This window comes from Pseudomonas sp. 5P_5.1_Bac1 (assembly GCF_025466015.1).
Classification (GTDB): domain Bacteria; phylum Pseudomonadota; class Gammaproteobacteria; order Pseudomonadales; family Pseudomonadaceae; genus Aquipseudomonas.
On sequence record NZ_JANLNX010000001.1, the window covers coordinates 23,759 to 38,897 of the forward strand.

The 15,139-nt window shown below is 64.3% G+C and carries 14 protein-coding genes; 6 read left to right on the forward strand and 8 right to left on the reverse strand.

The genetic code is table 11. The features are described from left to right. Positions 1 to 12 precede the first annotated feature (12 nt). From NTD82_RS00110 to NTD82_RS00135, 6 genes are all read left to right on the forward strand, one after another. Positions 13 to 1,407 carry a sigma-54 interaction domain-containing protein gene (locus tag NTD82_RS00110; RefSeq protein ID WP_262127337.1) on the forward strand — a complete coding sequence of 465 codons (1,395 nt, stop codon included), beginning with the start codon at positions 13 to 15 and terminating at the stop codon, positions 1,405 to 1,407. A 277-nt stretch (positions 1,408 to 1,684) separates the two neighbouring features. Next, the gene (locus tag NTD82_RS00115) at positions 1,685 to 3,076 is read left to right on the forward strand and encodes a GntP family permease (protein WP_095153551.1); all 1,392 of its coding nucleotides are present in this window, start codon (positions 1,685 to 1,687) and stop codon (positions 3,074 to 3,076) included. 10 nt (positions 3,077 to 3,086) lie between these two features. Then, complete coding sequence (hbdH, locus tag NTD82_RS00120) at positions 3,087 to 3,857, forward strand: 3-hydroxybutyrate dehydrogenase (protein ID WP_262127339.1); 771 nt, start codon at positions 3,087 to 3,089, stop codon at positions 3,855 to 3,857. Between the two features lie 67 nt (positions 3,858 to 3,924). Continuing rightward, positions 3,925 to 4,404, forward strand: coding sequence for a serine protease inhibitor ecotin (gene eco / locus NTD82_RS00125; RefSeq protein ID WP_095153553.1), 480 nt, complete (start codon positions 3,925 to 3,927; stop codon positions 4,402 to 4,404). A 34-nt stretch (positions 4,405 to 4,438) separates the two neighbouring features. Continuing rightward, the gene (locus NTD82_RS00130; RefSeq protein ID WP_262127340.1) at positions 4,439 to 6,400 is read left to right on the forward strand and encodes an acetoacetate--CoA ligase; all 1,962 of its coding nucleotides are present in this window, start codon (positions 4,439 to 4,441) and stop codon (positions 6,398 to 6,400) included. Between the two features lie 38 nt (positions 6,401 to 6,438). After that, the gene (locus NTD82_RS00135; RefSeq protein ID WP_095153555.1) at positions 6,439 to 6,714 is read left to right on the forward strand and encodes a peptidylprolyl isomerase; all 276 of its coding nucleotides are present in this window, start codon (positions 6,439 to 6,441) and stop codon (positions 6,712 to 6,714) included. 24 nt (positions 6,715 to 6,738) lie between these two features. Here the strand turns inward: NTD82_RS00135 and NTD82_RS00140 are convergent, their stop codons facing one another. From NTD82_RS00140 to NTD82_RS00175, 8 genes are all read right to left on the reverse strand, one after another. Continuing rightward, a complete protein-coding gene (locus NTD82_RS00140) occupies positions 6,739 to 6,993 on the reverse strand; it encodes a DUF1652 domain-containing protein (RefSeq protein ID WP_371864248.1) in 255 nt (84 codons plus the stop codon). Between the two features lie 163 nt (positions 6,994 to 7,156). After that, positions 7,157 to 8,269 (reverse strand): hypothetical protein, encoded by a 1,113-nt coding sequence (locus tag NTD82_RS00145; RefSeq protein WP_256587658.1) that lies wholly within the window; start codon positions 8,267 to 8,269, stop codon positions 7,157 to 7,159. A gap of 199 nt (positions 8,270 to 8,468) precedes the next feature. Then, positions 8,469 to 9,095 (reverse strand): LysE family translocator, encoded by a 627-nt coding sequence (locus tag NTD82_RS00150; protein ID WP_262127341.1) that lies wholly within the window; start codon positions 9,093 to 9,095, stop codon positions 8,469 to 8,471. A gap of 94 nt (positions 9,096 to 9,189) precedes the next feature. Then, entirely contained in the window at positions 9,190 to 11,529 is a 2,340-nt protein-coding gene (locus NTD82_RS00155; protein WP_262127379.1) for a TonB-dependent siderophore receptor, read from the reverse strand. A gap of 180 nt (positions 11,530 to 11,709) precedes the next feature. After that, positions 11,710 to 12,537 (reverse strand): FecR family protein, encoded by an 828-nt coding sequence (locus tag NTD82_RS00160; protein WP_262127342.1) that lies wholly within the window; start codon positions 12,535 to 12,537, stop codon positions 11,710 to 11,712. Next, positions 12,534 to 13,055 (reverse strand): RNA polymerase sigma factor, encoded by a 522-nt coding sequence (locus NTD82_RS00165; RefSeq protein ID WP_262127343.1) that lies wholly within the window; start codon positions 13,053 to 13,055, stop codon positions 12,534 to 12,536. Before NTD82_RS00165 ends, NTD82_RS00160 begins: the two co-directional genes overlap by 4 nt. A gap of 120 nt (positions 13,056 to 13,175) precedes the next feature. After that, positions 13,176 to 14,117 carry a LysR family transcriptional regulator gene (locus NTD82_RS00170; RefSeq protein WP_262127344.1) on the reverse strand — a complete coding sequence of 314 codons (942 nt, stop codon included), beginning with the start codon at positions 14,115 to 14,117 and terminating at the stop codon, positions 13,176 to 13,178. Then, positions 14,114 to 15,088, reverse strand: coding sequence for a quinone oxidoreductase family protein (locus tag NTD82_RS00175; protein WP_262127345.1), 975 nt, complete (start codon positions 15,086 to 15,088; stop codon positions 14,114 to 14,116). Before NTD82_RS00175 ends, NTD82_RS00170 begins: the two co-directional genes overlap by 4 nt. Positions 15,089 to 15,139: the final 51 nt, after the last annotated feature.

Sequence of the window (15,139 nt, forward strand, 5' to 3'; positions counted from 1 at the left end):
ACGGAACACCTCATGCACGACAGCGACAGCCTCAAGGACTACCAGCGGGTGCGCCGCCTGGCGATCAAATCGCTGTTCGAAATCATCGAGCAGTCCAGCGAAGGCACGGTGATCGTCGACCGCGACGCGCGGATCGTCTGGATGAACGAGCGCTATGCCCGGCGCTTCGGCCTGACCGACGCCAGCGCCGCGATTGGCCAGCCGTGCGAACAGGTGATCCCCGGCAGCCTGATGCGCGACGTGGTCACCCAAGGCCGCCCGGCGCTGCTGGACATGCTCGACACGCCGAAAGAACCACTGGTGGTGATGCGCCTGCCCATCCACGATGCCGGCGGCGCGGTAATCGGCGCCATCGGTTTTGCCTTGTTCGACGAATTGCGCAGCCTGTCGCCGCTGCTCAAGCGCTACGCCAGCATGCAGCAGGAGCTGGCCTCGACCCGCTCGCTGCTGCGCGCACGCCAGGCCAAATACAGCTTCAACCAGTTTATCGGCACCAGCGCGCAAAGCCTGGAAGTCAAACGCCGCGCCCGGCGCGCGGCGAGCAGTGATTCGGCGGTGTTGCTGCTGGGCGAGACCGGCACCGGCAAGGAACTGCTGGCCCACGCCATCCATGCCGCCTCACCGCGGGCGCACAAAGCCTTTGTCAGCATCAACAGCGCGGCGATCCCGGAAACCCTGCTGGAAGCCGAGTTCTTCGGCACCGCGCCGGGCGCCTTCACCGGCGCCGAGCGCAAGGGCCGCGCCGGCAAGTTGCAGCTTGCCGAAGGCGGCACACTGTTCCTCGACGAAATCGGCGACATGCCGCTGCCGCTGCAAAGCAAGCTGCTGCGGGTGTTGCAGGAAAAGGAATACGAACCGGTGGGCTCCAACCAGATGCTGCAGAGCGACGTGCGCATCATCGCCGCCACCTCGCGGGACCTGCAGGCGGCCATGGCCCGGGGCGAGTTCCGCGCCGACCTGTATTACCGACTGAACGTGCTGCCGATCGAAGTCCCGGCGTTGCGCGAGCGGCTGGACGATTTGCCGGCCTTGAGCGAGACCATCCTCGAGGAACTGGGCAGCCGTCATGAACTGGAACACGACGCCCTCGCCCTCTTGGGCCGGCATGCCTGGCCGGGGAATATCCGCGAGTTGCGCAACGTGCTGGAGCGGGCGACGTTGCTGGCGGATCAGGCGCGGCTGGGAGTGACGGATATCCAGTCGGCGCTGGGGCCGTTGCAGCCGCTGGCGGTGGTGGATGCGCCGGTGCAGGGGTATCGCGAGGCGTGCGAGGCGTTCGAGCGGGAATTGCTGCAAAACGCGCTGGCGCGGTGTGCCGGGAATGTGCCGGAGGCGGCGCGGCAATTGGGGCTGGGGCGGTCGACGTTGTACAAGAAGTTGGTGGCGCTGGGGATTTCGTCTCCATAAAGAGACTTATGTCTCTTTTTTGGGATTGGACTTTCTGGCCCCATCGCTAGCAAGCTAGCTCCTACAGGGAATCGGGTGCCCGAGTCCCCTCTGTAGGAGCTAGCTTGCTAGCGATGAGGCCCTCAAACCCTAAAAAATTCTCACTTAAGAGACAAATTCGTCCACCCAGACCAAACAACAAACCTTTCCCCTTACAAATCAGCCACTTAACCAATTGGCACGATTCCCGCTATCTCCTTGAACCCAACAAAAACAAGATTCACCAAGGAGACACTCGATGAGTGTGATCATTGCCCTCGCAGCCCTGGCGCTGCTGATGCTCGCTGCCTATCGCGGTTACAGCGTCATCCTGTTTGCCCCCATCGCCGCCCTCGGCGCTGTCCTGCTCACCGACCCGTCCGCCGTCGCGCCCGCCTTCACCGGGGTGTTCATGGAGAAGATGGTCGGCTTCATCAAACTCTATTTCCCGGTGTTCCTGCTCGGCGCGGTGTTCGGCAAGCTGATCGAGCTGTCGGGCTTTTCCCGCTCCATCGTCGCCGCGGCGATCCGCCTGCTCGGCACGCGCCAGGCAATGCTGGTGATCGTGCTGGTCTGCGCCCTGCTGACCTACGGCGGCGTGTCGTTGTTCGTGGTGGTGTTCGCGGTCTATCCGTTCGCCGCCGAGATGTTCCGCCAGAGCAACATTCCCAAGCGGCTGATTCCGGCGACCATCGCCCTGGGCGCGTTCTCCTTCACCATGGACGCCCTGCCCGGCACGCCGCAGATCCAGAACATCATCCCTAGCACCTTCTTCAACACCACGGCCTGGGCCGCGCCGTGGCTGGGGCTGATCGGCACGCTGTTCGTGTTTTGCAGCGGCATGCTTTACCTGCAACGCCAGCGCAACAAGGCCCAGCGCGCCGGCGAGGGCTACGGCACCGAACTGCGCAACGAGCCGGAAACCGCTGACGACCTGAGCCTGCCCAACCCGCTGCTGGCGCTGTCGCCGTTGCTGCTGGTGGGCGTCATGAACCTGCTGTTCACCCACTGGATTCCTGAGTGGTACGGCAAGAGCCACAGCCTGCAACTTCCGGGCATGGCCGCGCCGGTACAGACCGACATCGCCAAGCTCACCGCAATCTGGGCGGTGGAAGCAGCCTTGTTGCTGGGCATCCTGCTGGTGCTGGTGGCAGGCTTCAAGGCGATCAAGAGTCGTCTGGCCGAAGGCACCAAGAGCGCGGTCGGCGGCGCCCTGCTGGCGGCGATGAACACCGCGTCGGAATACGGCTTCGGCGCGGTGATCGCCTCGTTGCCGGGCTTCCTGGTGCTGGCCGACGCCCTGCGCGCGATTCCCAATCCACTGGTCAACGAAGCGATCACCGTGACCCTGCTGGCGGGGATCACCGGCTCGGCATCCGGCGGCATGAGCATCGCCCTGGCGGCGATGTCCGACAGCTTCATCGCCGCGGCCAATGCCGCCAATATCCCGCTGGAAGTGCTGCACCGCGTGGCCGCCATGGCCAGCGGCGGCATGGACACCCTGCCGCACAACGGCGCGGTGATCACCTTGCTGGCGGTGACCGGCCTGACCCACCGCGAAGCCTACAAGGACATTTTCGGTATTACCCTGATCAAGACCCTGGCGGTGTTCGTCGTGATCGCCACTTTCTACGCCACCGGCATCGTTTGAGGAGCCACACATGAGTCTTCACGGAAAAACCGCACTGGTCACCGGCTCCACCAGCGGCATCGGCCTGGGCATCGCCAAGGTCCTGGCCGCCGCCGGCGCCAACGTGCTGCTCAACGGCTTCGGCGACCCGACCGCGGCGCTGGCCGAAGTCGCCGGCCATGGCGGCAAGGTCGCCCATCACCCGGCTGACCTCGGCGACGTCGCCCAACTCGCAGCGCTGTTCGCTTACGCCGAAGCGGAATTCGGCGGCGTCGATATCCTGGTCAACAACGCCGGTATCCAGCATGTCGCCCCGGTGGAGGAATTCCCGGTGGAGCGCTGGGACTCGATCATCGCCCTCAACCTCTCGGCGGTGTTCCATTGCACACGCCTCGCCCTGCCGGGCATGCGCGCGCGCAACTGGGGGCGGATCGTCAATATCGCCTCGGTGCATGGCCAGGTCGGCTCGGTGGGCAAGGTCGCTTATGTGGCGGCCAAGCACGGTGTGGTCGGGTTGACCAAAGTGGTCGGCCTGGAAACCGCGACCACGCCGATCACCTGCAACGCGATCTGCCCCGGCTGGGTGCTGACGCCGCTGGTGCAGAAGCAGATCGACGACCGCATCGCCAACGGCGTCGATCCACAACAGGCGCAACACGATCTGTTGGCGGAGAAGCAGCCATCCGTGGCCTTCGTCACGCCGCAACATCTGGGTGAGCTGGTATTGTTCCTCTGTAGTGAAGCCGGCAGCCAGGTGCGCGGCGCCGCCTGGAACATCGATGGCGGCTGGCTCGCCCAGTGATCGACAGGGCGAGCGACGCCCGCGGCTGACCGGCATGACTGACCCGAAAAACCTGCAAGGAGCCGCTATGCGCCCGCTTTCCCTGACTGCCCTGTTCACCTTGTCGCTGGCGATCAGCCCGTTCGCCGTGGCCGCCAGCCTCAAGGATGTCGCCCCCTACCCGGAAGCCGAGAAAGGCTTCACCCGCCAAGTCATCCACCTGCCCGCCCAGGAAGACGAAAGCGCCTTCAAGCTCGAAGTGCTGGCCGGCAAGGAACTGCTGGTGGACTGCAACCGCCAGCGCCTCGGCGGCACGCTCGAAGAGAAAGATCTGCAAGGCTGGGGCTATCCCTACTACCGGCTGGAAAAAGTCTCCGGCCCGGCGTCGACCCTGATGGCCTGCCCCGACAAGAGCAAAACCAAAGCCTTCGTCCCGGTGATCGGCGACGGTTTCCTGCTGCGCTACAACAGCAAGCTGCCGGTGGTGGTTTACGTTCCTGAAGGGGTCGAGGTTCGCTACCGAATCTGGTCGGCCTCCACCGAGGTGAAAAGCGCCAGCGTCGAATAAACTCAGAACAGGCCGTTGAACAAGGGGAATCGGCATGAACGATGTGCTCTGGCGCCCAAGCGAGGCGCGTATTCAGGCAAGCCACATGGATCAGTTCCGCGGCGAGATCAATCGCCGGTTCAACCTCGGACTGGCCGACTACCACGACCTGCACCGCTGGAGCATCGAGCAGCGCCCGGCCTTCTGGCAGGCGCTGGCCGAGCGCTTCGGCGTGCGCTGGCAGCAACCTCCCACCCAGGTGCTGGAAGAAGGCCCGCGGATGCCCGATGCCCGCTGGTTTCCCGGCGCCACCCTGAATTTCGCCGAGCACCTGCTGCGCCGCCGTGATAACGCCACGGCACTGGTTTCAGTCCGCGAAGACGGCCAGCGCGTCACCCTCACTTACGCGGCACTGGCGGCCGAGGTTGCCGGTCTGCAACGGGCCTTCAAGGCCATCGGCATCGGCGTCGGCGACCGGGTCGCGGCGTGCATGCCCAACACCTGGCAGACCGTGGTGGCGATGCTCGCCTGCACCAGCCTCGGCGCGATCTGGTCCAGTTCGTCGCCGGAGTTCGGCACCCAGGGCATCGTCGAGCGCTTCGGCCAGATCGAGCCGAAGCTGCTGCTGGTCTGCGCCGGCTACCAGTACGCCGGCAAATCCCTGTCCCAGGTGGACAAGATCAACGAGGTGCTGGCGGCCCTGCCCGCCCTCGAACAGTTGCTGGTGGTGCCATACAGTCAGGACGATATCTGCCTGGACGCCTTCCACACCCCGGCCCGCACCGGCCTGTGGCACGACTTTTATCAGCCCGGCGGCGAGCCCGAATTCGTCGCCCTGCCCTTCGATCATCCGCTGTACATCCTCTATTCCAGCGGCACCACCGGCGTGCCCAAGTGCATCGTCCACAGCGCCGGCGGCGTCTTGCTCCAGCACCTCAAGGAACACGGGCTGCACAACGACCTGCGCGAGGATGACTGCCTGTTCTACTACACCACTTGCGGCTGGATGATGTGGAACTGGCTGGTCAGCGGCCTGGCCCTCGGCGCCACGCTGGTGCTGTATGACGGCTCGCCCTTCCATCCCGGACCGGAACGCCTGCTCGACCTGATCGACGCCGAGGGCATCAGCGTCTTCGGCACCAGCGCCAAGTACCTCGCGGCCCTCGAACACGCCGGCCTGCACCCACGCCACAGCCACCGCCTGGAGCGCCTGCGCCTGTTGCTGTCCACCGGCTCGCCGCTGTCGCCGCACAGCTACGATTATGTCTTCCGCGACATCAAGGATGATATTTGCCTGGTTTCCATGTCCGGCGGCACCGATATCGTCTCCTGCTTCGTCCTCGGTAACCCGACCCTGCCGGTGCGCCGCGGCGTGATCCAGTGCAAGGGCCTGGGCATGGCCGTCGAGGTGTGGAACGACCAGGGCCGGCCGGTGCTGGACGAAAAAGGCGAACTGGTCTGCATCCGGCATTTCCCGGCGATCCCCCTCGGTTTCTGGAACGACCCCGACGGCGAACGCTTCAAGGCCGCTTATTTCAGCCAGTTCGACGGCGTCTGGTGCCAGGGCGATTACGCCGAGGAATTCAGCAACGGCAGTCTGGCGATCCATGGCCGCTCCGACGCCGTGCTCAACCCCGGCGGCGTGCGCATCGGCACCGCGGAGATCTACCGTCAGGTGGAAAAGGTCGAGCAGGTAGTGGACAGCATCGCCATCGGCCAGCAATGGCAACACGACGTGCGCGTGGTGCTGTTCGTCCGCCTGGCCGACGGCGTACAACTGGATGACGCCCTGCAGACACGGATCCGCAAGATGATCCGCGACAACACCAGCGCCCGCCATGTCCCGGCGGTGATCGTCCAGGTGGCGGACATCCCGCGGACCATCAGCGGCAAGATCGTCGAGCTGGCGGTGCGCAACGTGGTTCACGGCCTGCCGGTGAAAAACACCGACGCCCTGGCCAACCCGCAGGCGCTGGAGCATTTTCGCGACCGCATCGAGCTGCGCGATCAGGCATAATCGCCGGCTTTTACCCGCAACCCCGAGGCACCCGCATCATGAAAGCACAGGCCCGACACATCCTCGTCAAGACCGCAGAAGAGGCCGAGCAGCTCAAGCAGCGCATCGCCAAGGGCGAAGCCTTCGACGTGCTGGCGAAGAAATACTCCACCTGCCCTTCGGGCAAGCGCGGCGGCGATCTGGGTGAAGTACGTCCGGGCCAGATGGTGGGCGCGATCGACCAGGTGATCTTCAAAAAGCCCCTGCGTACCGTGCATGGTCCGATCAAGAGCAAATTCGGCTATCACCTGGTGCAGACGTTCTATCGCGATTGAGCACACTACAACATGGGGGTGCAGTTACCCGGCGTCGCGCAGTTGAACCACATTGTTCTGCTTGTCCAGCAGATCGCAGCGCAACTTGCTCACCAGGCTGGAAATGGCGCGGCTGCTGTTCAACTGCTCGACACGAATGCCGTTCACCTGCAGGTCGACGCGCTGGCTGCGGTCGAACAACTGCACAGTCAGCGAATGATCAGCGGCCAAGGTGCAGCGGCAGCGAACCGGTAAAAAACTCTTCTCGACGATATCGCGCAGTTCCAGCGTAGATAGCATGTCCATGACTCCCTGACTGTTGAAGGACTGCAGCTCCGAGCTCGCAGTGCGTCTTCAAGGATAGGCCAGCGCCTTGTTTGGTCTCAGAACATTTCCCAATAAGGCATCGGGTTTTTCCGCTCACCTGATATTTCTGGCCTGCATCGTCCTGGCAAATCGTCTATCAACGCCCCGCTGACCTCAGATAATTATCTCCGGATGAAGAGACCCGGGTTTTTATGGCCAAGGCAAATACACAACCCTCCAGATAAGGCTTGACCTCGGCCCAGGATTTCTTGTCGGCAAAAAGACCTCTTAGCCTCTTCCCGGCGTCAACCACATCAGGATCATGTCTCATCAGCGTTTGCCTGGCGCTTTCGCTCGCATCGTCATCCTTGTGCTTGCCATGGTCCTGCCCCGCATAAGAGTGAAACTCTCTGATTCGCCCGAAGACCGCCTGTGTGCCGTCCGCGCATTTTTCCCCATTGATTTCTTCACGACGGTCCACGTGCCCTTCGGCAAAACTGTCCTGGACAAGGTGCATCAGACTGCCGAGTGCCACTTCGTTGACATGAGCCCGCAGCCACGGGCGACCTACGGTGAACAGATCCTGCACCGTCTGGTCATTGCTGAAGTGCCGCTCCCAACCCTCGATGGGAATGTCCTTCAAGTAGGTTCCGAGCGAATAGGTGCCGTCCGCCACACCCCATGCGAACTCAGCCCACATCAGGATCTCAGCGCGAGTGACCTCTGCTGGCACCCCGTCCTGCGAAGCCATGGCGTGGAGAAATTGCAGATCACCAAAATGCGAACGGCTGATGTAATTGCCCTTTCCCATATACGCCTGCGGGTTGCTCGCACTCTCCTCCTCGGCTTTGTTGAACAGATTGATCCAGCAGCGCGTCTGGGTGATGAAGCCAACCGAGTATTTGCCATTGCAGCCGCGTGTCTTCCCGTCTTCGAGGCTGGGCATAAACACCGGGTCATCATTCCAGCGCACGCCTGCGATCACATAGGGGCCAGCGTTCTCCAGATCCGGCGTATTGCAATATTTCCAGTCACCATCGCAGCCGAAGATTCGCTGGGTCAGTGCTTCATGCGCAGGATCGGCAAAGCTGTGTACTGCGGCGTCAAGGAACGGGACGGACGCTTTATAAATGACCCCCTGTGTCCTGGCCATTTCCCGTTCAGCAACTGTGCCGTTGGGAGAAAGCTGGAATGCGTGAGCCTGAAGCGCACAAACCGCTACAGAAAAGAAGCCAGCGGTTTGTCCCATTATTTTGATTGTCCGCTTCATCAATACCGTCCTGGAAAAGTGGTAGCACCATGACGCCGCCGGCACGTCATGCCTGAGCTTGATTGCAACTAGATTGCGGCGAAAAGCCATCAACGCAGAATAGCTCGGCACCTTGAGGTGTCGAGGGCAGGCTCCCCAAGGGGAGCGCATCGTACAGGCCAATGAATGGCGGCCCGGAAGGGCCGCCGTCGAGCACATCTCAGCCCCGCCGCGCCGCCAGCAACCCCAGCCCCGCGCAGCTCAACAACCCGGCGCTGACCCGGTTGAACACCCGCCGCGGCCCGGGCTGGTTGAACCAGCGTTGCAGGTAGGCGCCGAGCCAGGCGTAGATGCCGATCGCCAACCATTCCAGCATCAGGAACATCACGCCGAGCCAGAGCAGTTGCTCGCTGACCGGCACGGGGCTGTCTATCACGACGAATTGCGGCAGGAAGGCGGTGAAGATGAGGATGGCCTTCGGATTGCCTGCCGCGACGAAAAACTCCTGCCGCGCCAGCCGCATCACCCCGCCGTTGCGCTCTCCCACCAGTCCGCTCTGCCCGACCGGCGCCCGCCACAGTTGCCAGGCGATGTAGAACAGGTAGAAGGCCCCCACCACCTTGATTACCAGGAACAGGTATTCGCTGGTGTGCAGCAGCACCGCCAGGCCCAGCGCTGCCAGCACGATCATCCCGGCGAAGGCGAACAGCCGGCCGACGCCCGCCACGCAGGCGGTGCGCAGGCCGTAGCGGCTGGCGTTGTTCAGCGATAGCAGGTTGTTCGGGCCGGGGGCCATGTTCAGGGCGAAGCAGGCGGGGATAAATAGCGCAAGGGTGGCGAGGTCCATGACAGGCTCCTGTGGGTGATTGCCAAGCTTCCCCGGCGCGCTGGCCCACCGTCAAGTACGGTGAAGCCAACGCGTCATTCACCTGCCGCGGCACTCACCACTGATGCGTGTAGCTCGCTGTCAGCACCGTGCCCGGCGCCGGCAGGTGGCTGGTGTTGGTGCTGTTGCGCATCAACTGGCTGTACAGCGGGTAGTAGTCGCGGTTGAACAGGTTCTGGATGCCGACGCTGATCTGGTCATCGGCGCTCAGCCGGTATTGGCTGATGAGGTCCACGGTGGCATAGCCGTCGACCTTGCGCCGGCCAAAGCTGGCAACGCCGTCGAGGCGATAGTCGTCGCTGTCGAACCAGGTCAGCTGGGCACGGTGGCTCCAGTCCTCATCAGGTTTGTACTGCACGTAGGCCGTGACTTTCAGCGGCGGGATGCGGTAGCCGGTCATGTCTTGCCAGTCGCCGTTGTCCGGTTTCTCGCGGCCCTTGAGCCAACTGAACGAGCCGCCTGTGCCCCAGCGCTCATCGGCGGTCAGCCAGTCGGCGCTGCCTTCGACGCCGTAGATGCGCTCCTGGGTGCGGGTGAGGATCAGGCCGTTGTTGAAGCTCTGCACGTCTCCCAGCTTGGAGGTGGTGTAGAACAGCGCGAGGCTCGCCAGGGTCTGTTCACCCACGGCGCCACGCCAGCCGAGCTCGTAGTTGTTGGTCTTGACCGGCTCCAGGTTCGAGGAGTCGATATCGAAACCGCGTCGGGCGTTGCGTATCTGCACGCCGATGTCCGGCAACTGGAAGCCCTGGCTGAAGGCCGCGTACAGCGTCTGCCCCGCCACTGGCGAGTAGCTGAGGCTGATGTTGGACAGCAAGGCGTCGTAGTTGACCTCGCCGCCGGCGACGGTCACCGGCGAAGTAGCCGTGGATTCCGAGAGCGGCACGAAGTCGTCATAGCGCGCCGTGGCGTACTCGTAGCGAATGCCGCCCTCCACCGACCATTGCTCGTTGAACTTGTGCTGCAACTGGGCGAAGCCGCCCAGGCTGCGGGTGGTCAGGTCGGGCATGTAGCTGAGTTTGCCGATCTTCTCGAAGACCCGGCCGCCGCTGGCGTCGAACACCCGTGGGTCGAAGATATCGATGGGCATGTCGCTGCGTTCATGGTTGAAGTCCGCACCCCACAGCAGTTCGGTGTCGCCGGCTTGGCCCAGCGGCGTGCGCAGGGTCACGCGGCTACCGAACACTTCGCTGTTCTGCGTCACCTGGTCGACATTGCGCCCGCGCGTGGCCACGCCGCGGGCGTCGAACGGGGTAAAGCGGGTGAAGAAGTCACGGTAGTAAATCTGCGCGTTGAGCGTACTGCCGAGCACATCGGCGTGGGCGTATTCCAGGTTGAGCAAGGTGTTCTTGATCTGGTTCTGCTCATCCAGCGACAGCCCGGACAGCGGCTGCGCCGCCACCGAGCCAGGCGGCAGGCGTGACACGGAGGGATCGGCGGTGTAGTCGGTGTCCTGGTCGGCGTTGTAGTGGCTGGCGGAGAGCTGGATGCGCTGCTCGTCATCGATGCGCAGGCCAAGCTTGCCGCCGATGTTGTAGGCGTTGGCATCGAACAGGTCGCCCTGGCTGGGCTCGGGGGCAATGCGTTTGCCGTTGGCATCGTAGGACGCGCCGATATGCCGGGCACCGAAGTCCAGCGCGTAGTCCACCGGCCCTTGCGCGCCGGAAAAATGCTGCTGCAACTGACCGCCAAGGCCGTCGCGGCCCAGCCGGCTAAGGGGCGACACCGCCGTCAGGCTGGTCTCGGCGCGGGTTTCGCCGCCCGCCGGGCGAGTGGTGATGGAGATGATGCCGCCGGTCGCCCCCGCGCCGTAGATCGCGCTGCTGCCGCGAATCACTTCGACACGCTCGATCAACGCCGGGTCGATGTTCGCCAGGTTGCGCGACGAGTCGCGGTTGGTGTTCAGCGGCACGCCGTCCACCAGCACCAGCATCGTTCGTCCACGCAGGGTCTGGCCGTAGTCGGTGATGGTGCGGCTGGAGTCGGCCATGCCGGGAATGCTCTTGGCCAACACTGTTGCCAGACTGTCCGAGCCCTGGCGCAGTTGCTCCAGTTGCTCACGCTCGATCACGTTGACCTGACGGGCTTGCGGCACCAGGTTGCTGCTAGTCCGGGACGAGGTGATTTCCAGGCTGGACAGTTCGACGGCAGCACCCGCGCTGGCCGGCACTTCCACAGGTTCCGCGGCGCCCGGCACGACGATGAAGGTGTGCTCGTCACGCTCCTGCGCCTTCAGGCCGCTGTTGTCCAGCAGTTGGCGCAAGGCCTGCTCCAGGGTGTAGCGCCCCTTGAGCGCCGGAGCCGCCTTGCCCGCGGTCGCCTCGCCAGCGAAGAGAATCTGCGCATTGGCCTGGCGCGCCAGGGTGTTGAGCGACTTTTCCAGCGATGCCGCCGGCATGTCGACCTCCAGCACAGCGGACTGGGCCAGGACGAACGGACTCGACAGCAGGCCGGCAACCAGTAATGACAGGGGCAACGGCGCGCGTAAAAGGGACTGACTCACGTACTGCACTCCACGAAATAAGGGGACATGGAGATAGCCGTCACCCGCCGCGCACAACCCTACCCCGTGACGACATTATTTTTTCACCCGCGCCGTGATCAGCACCGAACTGTCGGCGGCAGTGTTCACGGTCAGCGGCAGAATTCCCGGCAGCAAGGCCAGCAGCCGGTCGACATGGCCGCTGTCGAACACGCCGGACACCGGCAGACTGTCCAGGCCCGGGCCGCCGAGGCGTATCGGCTGCGCGTGATAACGCTGGATGACGCCGATCACTTCGGCCAGCGGCGTGCTTTCGAAGATCAGTTGACCGTTGCGCCACGCCCCCACCTCACCGGCGTCGGCCCGCGCCACCGGCTCCAGTCGCCCGTCATGCACACGCACTTGCTGGCCAGGCCCAAGCAGGCTGGACGCCTCGCCAGCGCGCACCGCGACCCGCCCTTCGGCGACGGTGACCCGCACATCGCTGGCCTGGCGACTGACGTTGAAACGCGTTCCCACCACCCGCACCTGCGCGGGCCCTGCGTCCACCAGGAAAGGTCGGTAGACCCTCGGCGACACCTCGAACAGCGCCTGCCCACGGCGAAGTTCGCTGCGGCGGCTGAGCAGGTGCCAACTGACCGTCAGCTCGCTGGCACTGTCCAGCGCCACCTGGCTGCCGTCGGCCAGTTGCAGGGTCTGCCGTTGGCCGACCTGAGTCAGGTAATGCTCGCTGTGATACGCCGGATCGAGCCAGGCCACTCCCGCCAACAGCGCCAACGACAACAGGCCGACGTGGGTCGCCTTGAGCCGCTTCGTGCGTGGCGCCGGGTCGGGCATCGGGAAGCGCTGCTTGAGCGCCTCACGCAGTTGGGCGATGGCCTGGTCTTCCTCGATGTACTTGCCCGGTTTGGGGTTGCCGCTCATGAAGCCACCTCGCGGCCCAAATACTCGCGGCAGGCGGCCATGCCCAGGCGCAGGTGTTTTTCGACGGTCTTCAGGGAAATACCGAGACGTTCAGCCACCTCGGCTTGCGGCAGTTCATGGATCTTGTGCATGACAAACACCATCTGGCAGCGCGGCGGCAGGTGCTCGACGGCATGGATCAAACGCTCCAGGGTTTGCGCGGCGTCCAGTTGACGCTCATGGCTGGCGATCCCGGCATCCACCTCGGGCAACTCAGGCACCGCGACAAGCCAGGTCTGGCGGCGGCGGTCACTGCGGTAGCGGCTGACGGCGTTGTCATGGGTGATCTTGCGCAACAACGCCAGCGGCGTGCGCACGCCCTCTTTCTCGTGCTTTTCCAGCAGTTGCACGCACACGTCGTGGACCACTTCGCGAGCGAAGCCCCGCTCACCGAAACGGCGGCGAACATGCTCCACCAGTTCGTCGTAATGACGAACCAGGGTGGACAACAACGAGGGTTTCGGGGGATCGGCCTGCACGGTGACCTGCACGGGGAAACAAGGCCCGGGGTGGGCATTGGGTGCAGGAGTATAAATGCGAATCTATTTCATTTGAATAGGTTTGTGTCGGGACGGGTGTGCTGGCCGAGTGCTGAGTGCTCACTCCGACTTCTTTATCTCGATCCACGGCGCCACCGGGCTGAAGCGCGCTTCGATCCAGTGCTTGAACGCCAACACCGTGGCCGCAGGAAACCGCGCCGATGGCCGGACCAGAAACACCCCACCCGTGGGGTCCAACTGCCAGTCCGGCAACACCCGCACCAGGCGCCCGGCGGCCATATCGCGGCTCATCAGCCACTCCCCGGCGCCAAGAATGCCGGCATCATCACGCGCAGCGGCGAGCAGCGATTCACTGTCGTTGGCAGTCAGGCTGCCTTTGGGCGTCACCGTGTGTTGCTGGTCCCCGGCATACAGCCGCCACTGCGGAAACGATGCCAGCCCGCTGAAACGCAGGCAATTGTGTTCGGCGAGTTGTTGTGGCGAATGCGGTACGCCGTGGCGTTGCAGATAGCCCGGTGAAGCGCAGAGGATCCTTCGGTGATCGCAGAGCTTTTTCGCGATCAGGCGGTTGTCGTCCAGTTCGCCGATGCGGATGGCGATATCGAAGCCTTCCTCGATGATGTCCACCAACCGCTCGCTGTAGTCGGCGACGATCGACACCTGCGGGTACTCGCGCAGGAACGCCGGCAGCATGGGTCCGATACACAGCCGACCCATGGCCGCCGGCAACGCCAGGCGCAAGACGCCGCGCACTTCGCTCGCCCCGGAAATCGCCTGTTGCTCCGCCTCGGCGATCATGCCGAAGGCCGCGCGCAGGCGTTGTTCCAACTTCTCGCCGACAGGCGTGACGCGCACCTGCCGGGTCGAGCGCTCGATCAGGCGCACGCCTAGGCGTTTTTCCATCGCTGCCACGCGCTTGGACACCACCGTGGGGTGGCGTTGCAGCAGGCGCCCGGCGGCGACGAACGAGCCTTGCCCGGCCACGGCAAGAAACGCCGCGATCTCGTCGCTGTGGGTGTTGTCCAGTACATCGCTAGTCATGGTGTAAGAATAATCGCTCCGCTAGATCGCCCGTTTTCCAGATCGGCGTGGGCCCGCGCCGCATCGGCCAGGGCGTAGCGGCCCCAGATCCGCGGCGTGATGATACCGGCGCTGACCGCCGCCAGAACATCGGCGGCGCGTTCCTGGTATTCCGCGTGGGTGGCGGTGTGGGCGGCCAGCGATGGCCGGGTGATGAACAACGAGCCCTTGCTGTTCAGCGTGGCCATTTCCACCGGCGCCGGGGCGCCGCTGGAGGCGCCGAACGACACCATCAGCCCGCGCGGGCGCAAGCTGTCCAGCGAGGCGTCGAAGGACACCCGGCCGATCGGGTCATACACCACATCCACCTTCTTGCCGTCGGTAATGCGGGCGACCTCGGCGGCCAGCGTGGCGGGGTCGAACACCAGCACTTCGTCACAGCCGAGCGCCCTGGCCTTGTCCACGCTGGAGGGCCGCGAAACCACGCCGATAACGAACGCCCCCAGGTGCTTGGCCCACTGCGCCATGATCGAGCCCAACCCGCCCGCCACGCCGTAGAGCAGCAGCGTGGTGCCCGGACCTACTGGATACGTCGACTTGAGCAGGTACTGCGCGGTAATGCCCTTGAACAGCACCGCCGCGGCGTCCTCCGACGACAGCGAATCCGGCAACTTCACCAGCCGCTCGGCGGGAAACAGCCGGGCACTGGCGTAGGCCCCCAGCGGTCCGGTGGCGTAGGCAACGCGATCACCCTCGGCCACGTTGCTCACCCCGGCGCCGACCCGCACCACCCGGCCAGCGCCTTCCAGCCCAAGGCCTCCGGGCAACGGCAGCGGTGCCGCGCCCTTGCGCTGGGTGACATCGAGGAAGTTGACGCCGATGGCGTCCTGCTCCAGCCAGACTTCGCCAGGACCAGGCGCGGCTCCGTCGACCGTGCGAAGCTCCAGCACCTCAGGGCCGCCTGTCTGGTTGATCCGAATTGCTGCCACCATTGCCATGCTCCTTCGCCCTAATGCGGGCCTGCGTTCACGATGGGGCGAAGT